9 protein-coding genes, 2 tRNA genes, 3 rRNA genes and 1 pseudogene are annotated in these 18,726 nt (G+C 49.1%); 3 read left to right on the top strand and 12 right to left on the bottom strand.

The genetic code is table 11. From position 1 onward, the window contains the following. The first annotated feature begins 9 nt into the window (after nt 1–9). A complete protein-coding gene (locus tag ACWA50_RS03875) occupies nt 10–1,278 on the top strand; it encodes a maltoporin (RefSeq protein WP_431054005.1) in 1,269 nt (422 codons plus the stop codon). 84 nt (nt 1,279–1,362) lie between these two features. Next, nucleotides 1,363–2,217, top strand: a complete 855-nt coding sequence (gene malM / locus ACWA50_RS03870; protein WP_431054004.1) for a maltose operon protein MalM — start codon at nt 1,363–1,365, stop codon at nt 2,215–2,217. A gap of 283 nt (nt 2,218–2,500) precedes the next feature. Here malM and rrf read toward each other — a convergent pair. From rrf to dmsD, 12 genes are all read right to left on the bottom strand, one after another. Continuing rightward, nucleotides 2,501–2,616: ribosomal RNA gene (gene rrf / locus ACWA50_RS03865) — 5S ribosomal RNA — on the bottom strand. Between the two features lie 214 nt (nt 2,617–2,830). Next, nucleotides 2,831–6,119: ribosomal RNA gene (locus ACWA50_RS03860) — 23S ribosomal RNA — on the bottom strand. Between the two features lie 421 nt (nt 6,120–6,540). Continuing rightward, a tRNA-Ala gene (locus tag ACWA50_RS03855) sits at nt 6,541–6,616 on the bottom strand. Between the two features lie 135 nt (nt 6,617–6,751). Further along, a tRNA-Ile gene (locus ACWA50_RS03850) sits at nt 6,752–6,828 on the bottom strand. A 76-nt stretch (nt 6,829–6,904) separates the two neighbouring features. After that, nucleotides 6,905–8,443, bottom strand: a 16S ribosomal RNA gene (locus ACWA50_RS03845). The 16S, 23S and 5S rRNA genes sit together here with 2 tRNA genes alongside, the layout of an rRNA operon. Nucleotides 8,444–8,752: 309 nt before the next feature. Next, a complete protein-coding gene (locus ACWA50_RS03840; protein ID WP_431054282.1) occupies nt 8,753–9,577 on the bottom strand; it encodes a DNA ligase in 825 nt (274 codons plus the stop codon). 174 nt (nt 9,578–9,751) lie between these two features. Further along, nucleotides 9,752–10,573 carry a DUF5718 family protein gene (locus tag ACWA50_RS03835; RefSeq protein WP_431054281.1) on the bottom strand — a complete coding sequence of 274 codons (822 nt, stop codon included), beginning with the start codon at nt 10,571–10,573 and terminating at the stop codon, nt 9,752–9,754. A gap of 52 nt (nt 10,574–10,625) precedes the next feature. Further along, nucleotides 10,626–11,885, bottom strand: coding sequence for an anaerobic glycerol-3-phosphate dehydrogenase subunit GlpC (gene glpC, locus ACWA50_RS03830; RefSeq protein WP_431054003.1), 1,260 nt, complete (start codon nt 11,883–11,885; stop codon nt 10,626–10,628). Continuing rightward, nucleotides 11,882–13,162: a glycerol-3-phosphate dehydrogenase subunit GlpB gene (gene glpB / locus ACWA50_RS03825; protein ID WP_431054002.1), complete on the bottom strand. Its 1,281-nt coding sequence runs from the start codon at nt 13,160–13,162 to the stop codon at nt 11,882–11,884. Before glpB ends, glpC begins: the two co-directional genes overlap by 4 nt. After that, nucleotides 13,152–14,819: an anaerobic glycerol-3-phosphate dehydrogenase subunit A gene (gene glpA, locus ACWA50_RS03820; RefSeq protein ID WP_431054001.1), complete on the bottom strand. Its 1,668-nt coding sequence runs from the start codon at nt 14,817–14,819 to the stop codon at nt 13,152–13,154. The genes glpB and glpA overlap by 11 nt, the downstream gene beginning before the upstream one ends. Nucleotides 14,820–14,957: 138 nt before the next feature. Further along, complete coding sequence (gene napF / locus ACWA50_RS03815) at nt 14,958–15,521, bottom strand: ferredoxin-type protein NapF (RefSeq protein WP_431054000.1); 564 nt, start codon at nt 15,519–15,521, stop codon at nt 14,958–14,960. A gap of 10 nt (nt 15,522–15,531) precedes the next feature. Further along, entirely contained in the window at nt 15,532–16,149 is a 618-nt protein-coding gene (gene dmsD / locus ACWA50_RS03810) for a Tat proofreading chaperone DmsD (protein WP_431054280.1), read from the bottom strand. A 254-nt stretch (nt 16,150–16,403) separates the two neighbouring features. Between dmsD and ACWA50_RS03805 the strand changes: the two are divergent. Further along, a pseudogene (locus tag ACWA50_RS03805) lies at nt 16,404–18,720 on the top strand (DMSO/selenate family reductase complex A subunit). Nucleotides 18,721–18,726 lie beyond the last annotated feature (6 nt).

Here is an 18,726-nt window from a genome sequence, read left to right as displayed (position 1 = left end):
GCCAACATTATGAACAGTAAAAAAACCCTTCTCGCGATTGTTATCGGCAGCACCTTACTTGCCGGTACAGCAAGTGCGGTCGATTTCCACGGCTATGCCCGTTCCGGTATCGGCTGGACGGCAGGCGGCGGTGAACAAAGCGCATTTAAAGCCACCGGTGCTCCGGCCAAATACCGTTTGGGTAACGAAGCCGAAACCTATACCGAATTCAAATTGGGGCAAGCGTTATTCAATCAAGGGGAAAAAAGTATCTATTTGGATACCAACGTCGCCTATTCGGTGAATCAACAGGTAGACTGGGAATCAACCAGCCCGGCATTGCGCGAAGTCAACGTACAGTTTAAAAACTTTGCCGATTCGTTACCCGGGGCAACGCTTTGGGCCGGTAAACGTTTCTATCAGCGCCACGATGTGCATATGAATGACTTCTACTATTGGGATATTTCAGGCCCCGGTGCAGGGGTGGAAAATATCGATCTGGGCTTCGGGAAATTGTCTCTGGCGGTGACGCGTAATACCGAACCGGCCGGCGCCTATTCTTGGGAATATAACGAGATCAGCAAAAAGTGGGAAACCAATAAAAATAAGAACGTTTACAATGATGTCTTTGATGTCCGTTTAGCCGATTTAAATGTCAATAAAAACGGTAAATTGGAGTTCGGGGTCGATTTTGGTAATGCCCATACCAAAGACGGCGTAAAATTTGCCGACGGTGCGAGCAAACGCGGCTATATGCTGACCGCCGAACATACGCAAAACGAGTTCTTCGGCGGTTTTAACAAATTCACCGTGCAATATGCAACCGATTCCATGACCTCTTGGAATACCGGTCACTCACAAGGCGCTTCGGTGAATAACAACGGGCATATGCTGCGCTTGATCAATCAAGGGGTGGTTAAACTCAGTGATCGTGTCGAAACCATGTACGCCTTGATTTATCAAAAAACCGATCTGGATAATAATCAAGGTAATACCTGGTACTCCGCCGGTATTCGCCCGATGTATAAATGGAATGATACCATGAGCACCTTGGTCGAACTGGGTTATGACCGCGTCAAAGATCAAGCCAGCGGCAAAAAGAACGATCTGAAAAAAGTCACCTTGGCCCAACAATGGCAAGCCGGCGACAGCATTTGGGCGCGTCCGGCAATCCGGGTCTTCGCCACTTACGCAGATTGGAATGACAAATTCGGCGATCGAACCACAAACCCGAGCAAATACGGGAAAGCCAGCGATCATGAATTGGTATATGGCGTGCAATTCGAAGCTTGGTGGTAATCGCCAAACCGCACTTTGTCACGCGGCTCGACAAGCAACCACGATAAAGTGCGGTCTTTTTACTTTTGTTTTTATGAGGTTAATATGAAAAAGCCAATTAAATCGATACTGCTGGCGCTTGGGCTGATTTGCGCTTCCTTTGGTTACGCCGCGCAATTGAATATCAACGCGCAGACAGCCGCCCAACTGCCATGGCAAGATATCGGCTTATCACAGCAAACCGACACCACTTTATCGGAAAATGAGCAACCAATCGCGGCGATCCACAGCCCGATTGCCGCTTACCGCCTGCCGGCAAATCAAGGCACGTTAAATATTACCATCAGTAGTTTCGCCATCGACAATCAAGCGCTGTTCGTCCCGACAGTTGCGGTGTTAGATGCCAATTACAATTTAGCCGCAACTTACCCTTCATCCGTGTTTAAATTGCAGCACGAGAGCGGTTTGCAAGCAAATCGCTTGAGTACCGAACTCAACCTAACCCCGACGCCGAATCAGGATTATATTTATCTGCTGGTTTATACCGCAGCTGACGATTTGCAAGGCAGTACTTCGATTCCCCACCCGGCAAAACTTTACGCCAAAGCCAGAGGCAACCAGCCGCCGGCAATTGACGATTTACGGGCGCAACACAGCCGTAACGGTAAAATTCAAATCCGTGTCGACGGCAAACAAAGTGCGCAATTTATCGGTATGCAAATGCCGTCTTTCAAAGATAAGTCTACAACGCCGCAAACTATCGGTAACACCGCCAAAGCTGCTGGCACAACATTAACTAAGCCGGTAGAAAAAGAAACCGAGCGCTATTTCAATACGGCCATTCGCAATGCCTTAAAACAAAACGATATTGACAGAGCAATGAATCTGGTGAATGAAGCCGAAAAGCTGGGATTATCCTCTCCGCGCAAAACTTTTATTGATAATATTTCTAAGAAGTAAGACCTGCCTTTTTACTTTCCCTTTCCACCTCAATTCGAGGTGGTTTTTTATATCTGTAAAAAATATAAATAACGAACCTATCTTTCTTCAAAGAGCGCTTGACCGCACTTTCAGGCTGATTATTACCAAAATCCAGCCTGTTGCCATACTTTTCTCATTGAACTTCACTGCAAACCGCACGGGTATTTCTTCGTATTGCTTAGCTTTCTTGTCTTAGGATTTTTTTCGCCCAAAACAAAAACCCCTTGTATCGCTACAAGGGGCTCTGCTTCTCTAATATAATATCCGGCGGTGTCCTACTCTCACATGGGGAGACCCCACACTACCATCGGCGTTACGGCATTTCACTTCTGAGTTCGGCATGGAATCAGGTGGTGCTACCGCACTATCGCCGCCGGAATAATTCGGCTTGATTGTTTTTGCTTCTTCTTACTTTGTTTTGTTCTCTATTTTTTATTCTTTCAGCGTTTCTTTCGCTGTTATTCCTATTCGGTCACAAGCTAATCTGATTCAAACTCCTCGAGCCCTACTCGAGCTTCTTACTTCGCTCTTTCGTCTCTTGTCTTTTCTTACAACTTTCTCTCGGCTTTTGGGTAAAACCCTTGAGCGTTGTATGGTTAAGCCTCTCGGGCAATTAGTACGGGTTAGCTCAATGTATCACTACACTTACACACCCCGCCTATCTACGTCTTCGTCTTAAACAACCCTTACAGTCTTATAGACTGGGAAAACTCATCTCAAGGCAAGTTTCGTGCTTAGATGCTTTCAGCACTTATCTCTTCCGCACATAGCTACCCCGCAATGCTTCTGGCGAAACAACGGGAACACCAGCGGTGCGTCCACTCCGGTCCTCTCGTACTAGGAGCAGCCCCTTTCAATTTTCCAACGCCCACGGCAGATAGGGACCGAACTGTCTCACGACGTTCTAAACCCAGCTCGCGTACCACTTTAAATGGCGAACAGCCATACCCTTGGGACCTACTTCAGCCCCAGGATGTGATGAGCCGACATCGAGGTGCCAAACACCGCCGTCGATATGAACTCTTGGGCGGTATCAGCCTGTTATCCCCGGAGTACCTTTTATCCGTTGAGCGATGGCCCTTCCATTCAGAACCACCGGATCACTATGACCTGCTTTCGCACCTGCTCGACATGTCCGTCTCGCAGTCAAGCTTGCTTATACCATTGTACTAACCTCACGATGTCCGACCGTGATTAGCAAACCTTCGTACTCCTCCGTTACGCTTTGGGAGGAGACCGCCCCAGTCAAACTACCCACCAGACACTGTCCACGACCGCGTGCCGCAGTCTGTGTTAGAACATCAAACCTTAAAGGGTGGTATTTCAACAACGACTCCATATTAACTGGCGTTAATACTTCTCTGTCTCCCACCTATCCTACACATCAAAATTCAATGTTCAGTGTCAAGCTATAGTAAAGGTTCACGGGGTCTTTCCGTCTAGCCGCGGGTACACCGCATCTTCACGGCGATTTCAATTTCACTGAGTCTCGGGTGGAGACAGCCTGGCCATCATTACGCCATTCGTGCAGGTCGGAACTTACCCGACAAGGAATTTCGCTACCTTAGGACCGTTATAGTTACGGCCGCCGTTTACTGGGGCTTCGATCAAATGCTCTCACATCATCAATTAACCTTCCAGCACCGGGCAGGCGTCACACCCTATACGTCCACTTTCGTGTTTGCAGAGTGCTGTGTTTTTAATAAACAGTTGCAGCCAGCTGGTCACTTCGACTGACTTCACCTCCATCCGTTAAGGACTTCAATTACCGTCAGCGCACCTTCTCCCGAAGTTACGGTGCTATTTTGCCTAGTTCCTTCACCCGAGTTCTCTCAAGCGCCTGAGTATTCTCTACCTGACCACCTGTGTCGGTTTTCAGTACGGTTTATGATAAGATAAGCTTAGCGGCTTTTCCTGGAAGTGTGGTATCGGTTACTTCGACTCCGTGGAGTCTCCCCGTCACGCCTCTGATTTAGATGACCGGATTTGCCTAATCATCCATCCTACACGCTTGGACCGGGACTTCCGTCACCCGGATAACCTAACCTGCTCCGTCCCCACATCGCTCTTATCACAAGTACGGGAATATTAACCCGTTTCCCATCGACTACGCTCTTCAGCCTCGCCTTAGGGGCCGACTCACCCTGCCCCGATTAACGTTGGACAGGAACCCTTGGTCTTCCGGCGAGGGGGTTTTTCACCCCCTTTATCGTTACTTATGTCAGCATTCGCACTTGTGATACGTCCAGCAGCCCTCTCGAGCCACCTTCTTCCGCTTACACAACGCTCCCCTACCCAATCAGATGACAGATTTCAGACGTCAGGTTTCGGTGTTTTACCAAAACCTTGTAACATCTTCGCAATTTCTTCGTATTCATTACGCCATCTTTGCCAATCTTGTTCATCTACATATTTCAAGTCATAACAGTATCTTAACCAAACTCGCATTTCATCAGCACTGCCTATTGCCATGCTAAGAAATCGATTTAAATCCGCTTTAGTACGTTGCCTTGCAAAACCTTCGGCTAAATTTGCACAAATGCTTTTGCTTGCCCGTCTAACTTGGTCTCCTAACGCATATTGCTCTATCTTAGGAAAATCCAAGCTCGCTTGATGAATTTCCAACGACACTTTATAAGCGCGTTGAAACACCTTCAAATCTTCAAACTTGATTGCCATACTGTCTCCTGACATCTGAAATCTGTCATCTGAATGCCGCAGCTTCGGTGCTATGTTTTAGCCCCGTTACATCTTCCGCGCAGGCCGACTCGACTAGTGAGCTATTACGCTTTCTTTAAATGATGGCTGCTTCTAAGCCAACATCCTAGCTGTCTAAGCCTTCCCACTTCGTTTCCCACTTAACATAGACTTTGGGACCTTAGCTGGCGGTCTGGGTTGTTTCCCTCTTCACGACGAACGTTAGCACCCGCCGTGTGTCTCCTAGATATTACTCTTCGGTATTCGCAGTTTGCATCGGGTTGGTAAGTCGGGATGACCCCCTAGCCGAAACAGTGCTCTACCCCCGAAGGTATTCGTCTAAGGCTCTACCTAAATAGATTTCGGGGAGAACCAGCTATCTCCCGGTTTGATTGGCCTTTCACCCCCAGCCACAAGTCATCCGCTACTTTTTCAACAGTAGTCGGTTCGGTCCTCCAGTTAGTGTTACCCAACCTTCAACCTGCCCATGGCTAGATCACCGGGTTTCGGGTCTATATCGTGCAACTCTTCGCCCAGTTAAGACTCGGTTTCCCTTCGGCTCCCCTATTCGGTTAACCTCGCTACACAATATAAGTCGCTGACCCATTATACAAAAGGTACGCAGTCACCCCATTAAAGAGGCTCCCACTGCTTGTACGTACAGGGTTTCAGGTTCTATTTCACTCCCTTCACCAGGGTTCTTTTCGCCTTTCCCTCACGGTACTGGTTCACTATCGGTCAGTCAGGAGTATTTAGCCTTGGAGGATGGTCCCCCCATCTTCAAACAGGATTTCTCGTGTCCCGCCCTACTTAGTGTTAGCTTAGTACCGTAACTGTGCCTTCGGATACGGGATTATCACCCTCTGCGATTGAGCTTCCCAACTCATTCTCCTAACTCACTTACTATCACTAACGGCTTCTCCGTGTTCGCTCGCCGCTACTTACGGAATCTCAATTGATTTCTTTTCCTCGGGGTACTGAGATGTTTCAGTTCTCCCGGTTCGCCTTGTTAACCTATGGATTCAGTTAACAATAGTAGATTCTTCATCTACTGGGTTTCCCCATTCGGATATCGTGGAGTGATAGCGCTTCTTATCAACTCCTCCACGCTTTTCGCAGATTAGCACGTCCTTCTTCGCCTCTGACTGCCTAGGCATCCACCCTGCACGCTTAGTCACTTAACCATACAACCTCAAGAATTTTCAGACCGCACTTTCATTTCAACTAACCACTTTCGTGCCCGTTTCGTTCAGTCCGCTTTCCATTCCCAAAGCCGTCTTCCATTGACTCGTGCGTAAGTTTCCCTACGCTGACCTGCTCAGTGCCTTTTCTCACCAAACAAGCCCAATTCGATTCTCGATTGCTCGATTTTCAAATACTCAGCTCTTACGTCCTCTCGAACGCTTGAGTTCTCTTCAGTTTTTAGCTTGTGTCCAAATTTTTAAAGAACAAATCGGTTTTTCAACCAATACTCAATCCTCTTAACCGCACTTTAGGTTTTTTAATCCCTCATAAAGCGTTGGCTAAGAAAACTCACTATTAATCAATAAACCCTTATCACCGATACTTCAGTCATTACTGACCTCGTTGTGACAAGTTAAAGCGTGGTGGAGCTAAGCGGGATCGAACCGCTGACCTCCTGCGTGCAAAGCAGGCGCTCTCCCAGCTGAGCTATAGCCCCTTTCTTTTCCCGTATTTAGCAAGTTCTAGATAGTTCAGCCAATGGTTTTAGCAAAATCAGATTGAAATCGAGAAGCGCAGTGTGCGAACAGCACATGAGCATCGCAGATATTCAAGATGATGAAGATAAAATCATTGGTAGGCCTGAGTGGACTTGAACCACCGACCTCACCCTTATCAGGGGTGCGCTCTAACCACCTGAGCTACAAGCCTATCTCTCTATACGGTCTGTCTTCTTTTCTATCAAACAATCTGTGTGAACACCTATACAAAATCATCAGTCATATTATAAGGAGGTGATCCAACCGCAGGTTCCCCTACGGTTACCTTGTTACGACTTCACCCCAGTCATGAATCATACCGTGGTAAACGCCCCCCTAAGGTTAAGCTATCTACTTCTGGTACAACCCACTCCCATGGTGTGACGGGCGGTGTGTACAAGGCCCGGGAACGTATTCACCGCAACATTCTGATTTGCGATTACTAGCGATTCCGACTTCATGGAGTCGAGTTGCAGACTCCAATCCGGACTACGACGCACTTTAAGAGATTCGCTTAAGCTCGCACTCTCGCCTCCCTCTGTATACGCCATTGTAGCACGTGTGTAGCCCTACTCGTAAGGGCCATGATGACTTGACGTCATCCCCACCTTCCTCCGGTTTGTCACCGGCAGTCTCCTTTGAGTTCCCATCTTTACATGCTGGCAACAAAGGATAAGGGTTGCGCTCGTTGCGGGACTTAACCCAACATTTCACAACACGAGCTGACGACAGCCATGCAGCACCTGTCTCTAAGTTCCCGAAGGCACAAGCTCATCTCTGAGCTCTTCTTAGGATGTCAAGAGTAGGTAAGGTTCTTCGCGTTGCATCGAATTAAACCACATGCTCCACCGCTTGTGCGGGCCCCCGTCAATTCATTTGAGTTTTAACCTTGCGGCCGTACTCCCCAGGCGGTCGATTTAACGCGTTAGCTTCGAGAGCCACCCATACAGGCAACCCCCAAATCGACATCGTTTACAGCGTGGACTACCAGGGTATCTAATCCTGTTTGCTCCCCACGCTTTCGCACATGAGCGTCAGTCTTTGTCCAAGGGGCCGCCTTCGCCTCCGGTATTCCTCCACATCTCTACGCATTTCACCGCTACACGTGGAATTCTACCCCTCTCTACAAAACTCTAGATAAACAGTATGAAATGCTGTTCCCAAGTTAAGCTCGGGGATTTCACATCTCACTTATCTATCCGCCTGCGTGCCCTTTACGCCCAGTTATTCCGATTAACGCTCGCACCCTCCGTATTACCGCGGCTGCTGGCACGGAGTTAGCCGGTGCTTCTTCTGTGACTAACGTCAATTGCTCTGTCTATTAAACAAAACACCTTCCTCATCACCGAAAGAACTTTACAACCCGAAGGCCTTCTTCATTCACGCGGCATGGCTGCGTCAGGGTTCCCCCCATTGCGCAATATTCCCCACTGCTGCCTCCCGTAGGAGTCTGGGCCGTGTCTCAGTCCCAGTGTGACTGGTCATCCTCTCAGACCAGTTAGAGATCGACGGCTTGGTGAGCCTTTACCTCACCAACTACCTAATCTCACTTGGGCTCATCTTATGGCGGGTGGCCCGAAAGTCCCACCCTTTAGTCCTAAGACATTACGCGGTATTAGCTACAGTTTCCCGTAGTTATCCCCCTCCATAAGCCAGATTCCCAAGCATTACTCACCCGTCCGCCGCTCGTCGGCAAAGTAGCAAGCTACCCCCCGTTACCGCTCGACTTGCATGTGTTAAGCCTGCCGCCAGCGTTCAATCTGAGCCATGATCAAACTCTTCAATTCAAGTTCAATCGCTCAACGAATCTCTGACTATAATGTTGAAACCACAAAAGTTTCAATTATGAATTTACTATCAGCACTCATTAAGACTTTAGTTTTTTAAATCTTTAAATTACCAATGCCTTGCACAAGTGCCCACACAGATTGTCTGATATATTGTTAAAGAACAGTCACAATCGCCGGCTTCAAACAGCTGCGTCGTTGTGAGGTGCGCATTATAGACATTCCATAATGCTTTGCAAGGGCTTTTTCTCACTTTTTTGCAAAAAATTTCCAAGCGGCGCTTTTTTAAACGAAAAACCGCACTTTGGATTATTTTGTCAGCGAAATATCACTTCTAATTCGTAAAAAAGTAGCAAAGCGTGGTTTGCCGTTTTTGGTTAAGCCGCGATATTGATAAGTTATCACGCTGCCGATCGGCGGCGGATTTTGCCGCTGTTGCAGATTAAACCCCGAGCCAATTCGAAAAACGCCACGCTGATTGCGGCAACTGAGCGCGCCCAACACCTGTGCAAACTGCCCTTTGCCTTGATGATGCGCCACCACTTCGCACTCTTCATCTTGCGTGGTTTTAAATTTCAAAATCTGTGAACTGCGCTGTTGCTGATACGCAATAAACGGATTACGCACCACAATACCCTCGCCGCCCAACGCCTCGACTTCGGCTAGAAAATCTTCCGCATGTTGCTTATTCTTAATCGGAATTTGTCGAATGATTTCAATATGCGCGCTTGGATTTTGTTGCAAATAATCCGCCAAGGTTTGCAAACGCGCGTTGAGATCCCCGTCTGCATTGGGTACATCAAACACATACAACTTCAATTTGTGCCAACCGCGATCGTCGGCACTGCGCACAATCGAGGAAATCATTTCAAACTCACCACGCTGGGAAAACAGTTCGCCGTCGATCGCAAACGGTGGAAAATGTTGGACAAAATAATCCGGCGGATTTAGCGGATTACCGTTGCGGCTCAACAGTTGTTTGCCGTCCCAAAAACCACGCACGCCGTCCAATTTTTCGCTCATCATCCAACCGTCTAACGCTTGCCCTTGATAGACTTCCAATAGCATTAAATTCGGCTTGCTGCTTGCCGCCGCGCCGGTTATCGCGCCCAGCCATGCCAATAGAGCAATCATACCTACACGCCACATCGTTCACCTCTCGAACAAATGAATCAAAGTGCGGTCAGGCTAACGTAACGGACAAGAAAAAGAACGGGGTTATGAAAATAATTGGAATCCGGATCGCAAAAAGAACAAGCGCGGTCAAATCATCGTCTGACCGCACTTGGCGTAAAGTAAAGAATAAAATCAAATCACGGTTTGCACTAACGCCGACAAATCACCGCTGAATTGTCGGGTTTTCGCCATTGCGATAATCTCGTTTGAGGTATGGCAGTCGGCGTTATACACCACCACCATGCTGACATCGCCCGGCTGCAAAAAATGGGTTTCGCCGAATTCGGTATAACGGGTCGCACCAATGCTAATCACCGCCTGTTGCGGATAATCGGCTTTTTCCAGCAAGCCGGCGATATGGTGCATTGGCCCTTGATCCGGCTGGTTGTTCATGCGATCGACAGTCCAATTGAGTAATTTTTGATGGAAATAACTGTAACCGACTGTCGGGCTGTCCACGCCGTAAATATTGAATTGTTCGCCACGCTGATGAAAACAGGCGATACGATAGCGATCCAAATTACAACCAGCCTCGAAGCCATCCAGTGGGATCAAAGTTGACGCTAAACCTTTGGTTTGCGCGCCCCAATTTTTCTTGTCGGCGATTTTATGAGCATTCGGGCGGCGGATTGAACAATCGTTATATGCGCCAAACGCTTTCGGTAAAAGTGCGGTCACTTGATGATGTTGATCATATTGAATATCACAAATAATCGCCACTTCCGGCTCGATTTGCAGGTTATCCGCATCTCGCGGAAAGCGCAATGTATCGGACGACAGCGGATAAACCGATAAAAAACCGTCAAAGTGCGGTACATAAAACGGAAAAATCGCTTTCGGTTGATGCGCTTCCTGCACCTCGACCTGTTTAAAATCCGCTGCCTCGCCCGCTTGTTCCAAATGTCCGGCAAAATTGCCCGCCACGCCAAAACCGATTGCTTGTTGAAATGCCATCATTTTCCCCTATTCGCTATGCAAAAGTGGTTTGAGTATAGCCCAATCGCAGCTACTTCTCCAGCGCCATACTCAGTAAGGTGATCGGGTGCAAACATTGGCGGGTGGTGGACATATCGATCTGCCATTTGCAGGTTTCGCAGTCGGAAATCACGTAATCAAAACCGCCCTGTTCGATCTGTTCAAACAGCCCTTTACCGATCGCTTGCGCTGTGTCGTAGTTTTCCGATTTAAAGCCGTAAGTGCCGGCGATACCGCAACATTGCGAGTTCAACATCACGATTTCCAGTTGCGGAATTTTGCGCAACACTTCGATGGTATAAGGCACCCAACCGCTCTTTTCCATATGACAGGCGGTGTGATACGCCACCCGCAGCGGCATTGGTTTCAGCGGCAGGGTTTTGCCTTGTTCCAATAAGGTATAGAGGTAACGGGTGACCAACTGGATATGCGACCGCACTTTGTGGTTATCCAAACCCAAAATATGCTGATATTCATCACGCAAGGTTAAGGTGCAGGTCGAGGAGGTGCCGACAATATCCAATTTGCGCTCAGTAACCGCTTGTTCTAATTGTTGAATATTAAATTCGCCCTGTTTTTTGGCGCGTTCAGGAAAACCGTTCACCATCAGCGGCACGCCGCAGCATTTCTCTTTTTCCAACAGCACCACGCCGATATTCATCGCATTAAACACCTCGATCAGCTCTTTGCCTAAGGCCGGGTTGTTGTAATTCACGTAGCAGCCGTGATAATAACCCACTTTTTCCGCATACTGCTGTTGCTGCGCCGCCACTTTGCCGTACCATTGGCGGAACGTGCCGAACGAATATTTCGGCAGGCTGCGCTGTTTGGCGACTTTCAAGGTTTTATCCAGTAAAAAACGGGTCGCTTTCAGGCTGGTGACCGCATTCACCACCGGCGCAAACGGCGACGACAGCGACCCCATAATATCGGTGTTGCTCAGCACCGCGTCGCGCAGTTTTTGTACCGCCGATTTATCTTTGCCCTGCCCGTAACGGTTGCGTGCGCGCACGATAATATCGCCGATTTTGACATCGGACGGACAGGCAACTTCGCAGCGTTTGCAGTTGGTGCAATATTTCAAGGCTTCGTCATAAAATTCGGCACTTTTCAGGCGCAAGCGCTCGCCGTCCGGGCCTGACTGTTTCGGACCGGGATAGAACGGATTATTGCGCGACACCGGGCACACTGCAGTACAGGCGGTGCACTTGATACAACTTTCAAAACTGTTATCGATATGCGCCTGTTGTTGGATCTGCTCCGCTTGTTGAATCAGTTGTTGTAAATTCATCGCTTGCCTCCTTGCAGGATCCGATCCGCAACATAAAGTGCGGTCACCACCGCCACTCCGCTACCGCAACCTTGATGAATGGCGTCATAACCGCCGACCACCGCACCGATCGCATATAAATTCTCTAGGCTTACACCCTGTTTTTGTGCCTGACAATCGGCATTGATTTTCACCCCGAATTGTTGATACGGCTGCGGGTGCGCAAAGCGCGCATGCGTCCACTGGTGGCGGTTCGGGGCACTAAACAGATCCAGATTAAAAATCGGTTCGCGCACCTGATTAAAACTTGCCACCAAGCCGTTACTGAAAAAACTGCCGCTCGCCAACACATACTGTTCGGCGCGCAAGGCGACCTCTTCGTTCAAACGGGTATAAAGTGCGGTCACGCGGTTTTCTGCCATATCAGCGCGCAATACGCTGTCGCCTTTCATCATCAACCCGCCCGCCTGCTCAAACGCTTTTTCCAATACGCGGTGCTGACGAATGCCGAGCAGCGATGGCGGCAGGGTCGGCAGTTCAAACAGATGAATGCCGCTCGCCTGTTGCAGCTGTTGCAGGAAACCATCGTTATCCAAACCAAAACACGCCGGTAAAAACACCGTATCGGCACCGTCGGCGGCGTTTTTCAGTTCCGCCACCAATTGGTCGAAATTGAGTTTATGTTCCAATGCCTGCGAAATATTAATGCTGCGGAATTCGCGTGCGTCGGTACGCAGATGATCCAGTTCGGGAATGTGCAGATAGCCGAAACTGAGCTGCCACTGCGCAAAGTGCGGTAGCCGGCGCAGGTTTTCACACAACAGTTGCGGCTGAAAATCGTTAAATCCCTCGATCCCCAACACCGCCACTTTTTTAGCGGATAAGACGCCGTTCTCGATTGCAAAAGTCGGCACGCTGCGCGGCGACAGCCAAGTCGGACGCAAGGAGCCCAACGGCGTTAAACGCAAGTGATTGTGCGCCCTGCCCTGTTTCAGATTGAGTTGCAGCGCCGTTGCCAAACCTTCAAATTCCGCCGCTTTCTGTAGCACCACATCTTGCCCGAGCAGGCTATAAGGATGTTGCGGTTGTTGCCGCGCCAATTGCGCCAAACCCTGCGCCAGATCATCGATTGGCGCACCATTTTCCGCTTGCCCCAGCAGATCCAACGAGCCGGAGGAGAAATCGAGCGCACTTTGCCCGTTACTGACGATCACACAGCGCCGCCCGCCTTGTTGCAGACGGATCCCGCAAATCAGCCCCGCCAAACCGCCACCGATAATAATGTTATCAAACTTCATTTTTATCCGTTCCCTGTAACTGTTGTTGTCCGGCTTGCGGCACCTCGTTCAAGCCCAATAAACCGTAATATACCCATGAGGTAAACTCCGCCTCGCGCAAGGCGTCGCCCCACGCAATCGGCTCAATCCCGCGCCAGCGCTCTTCCATAAAAGCGGCAAGCTGCGTGGTGGATTGCTGCGCATTGGCGACCTTAAACCGCGCCATTAAGCCGGCGGCGCGACAGGCGCACAGTTCGCCCTGACACGTGCCCATGCCAACCCGGGTGCGACGGCGCAAATCGACCAGATTATTCACTTTCAGCTCGTCCACCGCATAGCGCACTTCGCCGGCGGTAACGGCTTCGCATTCGCAAATCAAACTGCGATCCAAACGTTCTTTTTCCAATAATTCGGTGGCGCGCGAACCGTGGCGATACACCGCCGAAACCCGCAACGGAGTCGGTAACGAAATCACTTTTTGGTGGGTTTCGACCGCACTTTCGTTTGAACCGGGCAGCGGTATATCGGCGGTGGTGCAAAGTGCGGTTTTGTTCAATTTCTGACAGGCAAGATCCGTCGCCCATTCCGCCATTAAGCGATAAGTAATCAATTTGCCGCCGGTGATGGTGATAAAGCCCTCCAAACCGTCGCGTTCGGCATGGTCGAGTAACACAATACCGCGGCTGACATTACGCCCGGACGGATCATCATCGCTCGCCACCAACGGGCGCACCCCGGCATAGGCGCGCAACACCCGCGTGTGACGCAGGCTTGGCGCCAGTTTTTCGCCTTCCTGAATCAGCAAATCCACCTCTTGCGGCGTGACCTGCATATTGTCGATTTGATCGTATGGAATGCGGCTGGAAGTAGTGCCGATCACACTGATAGTATCGCCCGGCACCAAAATATCGGCATCCGCCGGTTTGCGGCAGCGGTTGATCACCATTTGATTGAGGCGATGTCCCATAATCAGCAACGCGCCTTTCGCCGGGAACATTTTGATTTTCAGATCCGCATATTCGGCAATGCCCTGCCCCCAAATCCCGGCGGCGTTAATCACCACCGGCGCAAAAAATTCCCGCCGTTGTTTATGCTTATGATCATAAGCGCGCACGCCGATCACTCGGCTGCCTTCGCGAATCAGCTGTTGAACTTCACAGTAAGTGAACACCTGCGCCCCGCGCTCTTTTGCGTCCAACATATTGGCGGAAGTCAGACGAAACGGGTCGATACTGCCGTCCGGCACCACCACCGCGCCGATCAAATCGGGATTGACCGACGGCTCTAAACGGCGCGCCAATGCCGGTTCGATTTGCACCGCATCAATCCCTGCTTGCTGACAGGCTTGCAAAAACGGTTTTTGGAAGGCTAAATCGTCCTCCGGCAGGGTGATAAACAACCCTTTGCAATCGTCAATACAGTGTTTGGCGATTCGTTTTAGAATATTATTCTCGTCAATACACTCTTTCGCCGATTCCGGATCGTTGACCGCATAGCGTCCACCGCTGTGCAACAGTCCGTGATTGCGTCCGGTTGCGCCGGTGGCAATATCACGCCGCTCAAGCAAAACCGCACTTAGCCCGCGCAAACGGCAATCGCGCGCAATCCCAGCGCCGGTCGCACCGCCGCCGATAATAATCACATCACTTTGTACACGAGAAGAAAATGATTCCGCCATCAATCTGTTCCCCACACTAAATAAATTCGAATACGAAAAAATAAATTAGGGATATTGTAGGTCATGTCGTGAGTTTTCGCCATAAAATGTTCGATAACAAACATTAAAAGTAAGGGCTTGATCACAGTTTAGCGATTTTTATGCGCTTAAATCACACCGCTTGAGTTCAATATAATGGGAAGGACAACTGATTTTGCATTCGCCGCAACCGTTGCAACGTTCGTTGTCCAACAACATTTTTTTGCTGTCGGCGTCAAAGCGGATCGCATTCGGCGCACAGGCGGTACGGCAAAACTGACAGCTTCGCCCCTGTTGTTGCAGACAAAGGCGGTGAAAGTGCGGTCGCAGCTCAGTGTCAGACCGCACTTCGCCGCTAAGTGCGCCGGTTTGGCAACGGTCTGTGCATTTGCCGCAATGGTCGCAGGCAGAGTAATCGATTTGCAGCACCGCTTTTTGATTCTGAAGTTGGATTAAGCCGTAAGGGCAGGCGGCAACGCAATCGCCGCAACCGGTGCAGTGTTGCATAAACAACGGCTCGGCAACCGCTTGCGGCGGGCGTGTTGCCGCGCGCTGATACAGCGTTTGGCTGATTTGCTGCTGCGCTTTCTGTCCGGCATTGAAAATCCCGCGCAACAAACCACGGCGTGAAATGCGGTTATGTTGCAGGTATGCCTGATAGTAGCGTTCGTTTTTTTCAGCCATAATCAAATCATTAACGATATAACCGCACTTCGGGGATTTGCAGCTGTAACTGTTGCTGCCAATGCGCCAATAAAGCTTGCGCCAACAAGCCTAAGCCGCAATAGAACGGGCGGTTTTGTTCGGCGGTCAGTAATTTGAGGAAACGCCCCGACCAAGTGAGCAGGTGCTGTTGCAAAAATTCGTTTAACTGTTCAGGTTGATTTTCCGCCAACCACGCCGCCATCAGCAACATCAAGCCGAAATGGTCTTCCGGTTCGTTTTGTGCCAATTCCAACACAATCCCATGCATACGCATAAAACCGCGCAATTCTAACAACGAACTGCCGAAAATCACCGCTTCTTTATCCAAATAAACCGATCCCCATTGCGGCGCCGGCAGCGCGTCAGGCCCGATAAACAGCGCCTGAAAATCCGCCTCCAAGGCTGCAGCGCCCTGCGCCAAACCTTCGCTCAACCGCACTTGGATTACATCAAGCTGTTCCGCCGATAAAAAATCACAGCTCGCCTGCCATTGCGGATCGGCAAATAACGGCAATAACGCCTGATTTTGCGCTTGTTGCGGCGAAGCATAAAACAGCGAACCTAAAATTCGCCCGAATTGGGAAATGGAAGTTAATGGTGGATTCATCATCTTTATCATCTTGGCTCTGGAAATATTGCGCTACTGTACCATACTTCGGCAAAGTGCGGTACAGTAGCACAAATTCGGTATTAAAAATCAATTCTTCAATAAATTAAAATTGTTCTCATTTTTTCGCCTTGACACTAATCAATTTTAGGCAGATCCCTGTTTTTATACGCACTCCGATTGATATTAATCATCTTTTTGCCCATTTCTTTTTGTTCTAATGAAAGCAGTGTAGTCATTCGGAGGGACTTGTTATGGATAGTCTAGTGAAAGATGTCATTAATTATGATATCGAAAGAAGAACTTTATTGAAACATGTCGGATTAACCGGTATTGCTGCAGGTGTATCCTTACCTTTTTCAGTGAGGGCTAAAACCAATACCGCACCAGAAGAGCAAGCGGAAAAAGTGGTTTGGAGTATGTGCTCAGTTAACTGCGGTAGCCGTTGCGCATTACGGATGCACGTAAAACAAGACGAAGTTGTTTGGGTTGAAACGGGTCGGGAAACGGGGCGAGGGCAAATTTAAACGGATTAGTTGGGAAGAAGCGCTCGATACCGTTGCCGACGGTCTGAAGCGGATTGTGAAAGATTACGGTAACGAAGCGGTTTACCTTAATTATTGTTCCGGCATTGTCGGCGGAAATATTACCCGCTCTTCCGCTTTTGCCTCGGCAATGGCGCGTCTAATGAATTGCTACGGCGGTTTTCTGAACCAATACGGCACCTACAGTACGGCGCAAATTGCCAGGGCAATGCCGTTTACCTACGGTTCAAATGTCGGTAACAGCACCTCCGATATTGTCAATTCAAAGTTAGTCGTTTATTTTGGCAATAATCCGGCGGAAACCCGTATGAGCGGCGCTGGAATCACTTACCATTTGGAGCAGGCAAGAGAACGTTCCAATGCCAAGTTAATTGTGATTGATCCGCGCTACACCGACACCGCAGGCGGACGGGAGGATGAATGGATTCCGATTCGTCCCGGTACCGACGCCGCATTGGTCTCCGGTATTGCATACGTATTAATTACTGAAAATCTGGTTGATCAAGATTTTTTAGATAAATACTGTGTCGGTTATGATGAAAAAACTTTACCTGCCGGTGCACCGACAAATGGACACTACAAAGCGTATATTTTGGGGCAAGGAGATGACGCCATTGTCAAAACGCCGATATGGGCAGCAGATATCACCGGCATTCCTGCCGATAAAATCATTAAACTCGCCAGAGAAATCGGTAGCACCAAACCTTGTTATATCAGTCAAGGCTGGGGACCACAACGCCAATCTAACGGTGAACTTGCTGCCCGTGCGATTGCGATGTTACCGATTTTAACCGGTAATGTTGGTATTAGCGGGGGAAATTCCGGTGCTAGAGAAAGCACTTATACCATCACGATTAAGCGGTTTCCAGTGTTAACCAACCCTGTACAAACCAAAATCCCAGTGTTCATGTGGACAGATGCCATTGAACGTGGAACCGAAATGACGGCGGTAAAAGACGGGATTCAGGGCAAAGACAAGTTGGATGTGCCAATTAAATTCCTGTGGAATTATGCGGGCAATACCATTATCAATCAGCATTCCGACATAAACCGTACACATAAAATCTTACAAGACGAGAGCAAATGCGAGATGATTGTGGTCATTGATAATTTCATGACCTCCTCTGCCAAATATGCCGATATTTTATTACCGGATCTGATGACGACAGAACAGGAAGATATTATCCCGAATGATTCTGCCGGTAATATGGGTTACCTGATTTTCGGACAAGCGGCGACAGCGCCTAAATTCGAGCGACGCCCGATTTATCAAATTCTATGCGACATAGCTAAACGCCTTGGTGACGAAGTATATGACAAATTTAGCGAGGGAAGGACTCAGGAACAATGGCTGCAACATTTATATGCCGAAATGCGAGAAATGGATACCGATCTGCCGACATACGACGCCCTGAAAGCAATGGGAATTTTCAAGAAAAAAGATCCGAAGGGTCATCTGGTCGCCTATAAGGATTTCAGGGACGATCCAAAAGCAAATCCGTTAAGCACACCGTCCGGAAAAATCGAAATTTATTCCGCCCGCTTAGCCGAAATTGCGGCTAGTTGGGATTTAAAAGAGGATGAAGTGATCGATCCTCTGCCGATCTACCACCCGGGATTTTATAGCCATATCGAGGCGCAAAACGGACAATTCCCGTTACAACTTGTCGGTTTCCATTATAAATCCCGCACCCATTCCAGCTATGGCAATATTGATGTGTTGGAAAGTGCCTGTCCGCAAGAAGTATGGATTAATCCGCTTGATGCCAAATCGCGAAATATTCAAAGTGGGGATTTGGTCAGAATCTTCAACGAAATCGGCGAAACCCGAATTGAAGCGAAAGTGACGCCAAGAATTATGCCCGGCGTACTGGGTATGGGGCAGGGCGCTTGGCACAGGGCAAATATGTGGGGCGATAAAATAGATCATAACGGCAGTATCAACGTCCTCACCACCCAGCGCCCGTCGCCGTTGGCGAAAGGGAATCCGCAGCATTCCAACTTAGTACAGATTGAGAAAGTGTAAGGAGCA

It is taken from the genome of Testudinibacter sp. P17/SS/0325 (assembly GCF_053570765.1).
The sequence above is the reverse complement of the archived record's forward strand: the minus strand, read 5'-3'. Positions and strand labels throughout refer to the sequence as shown.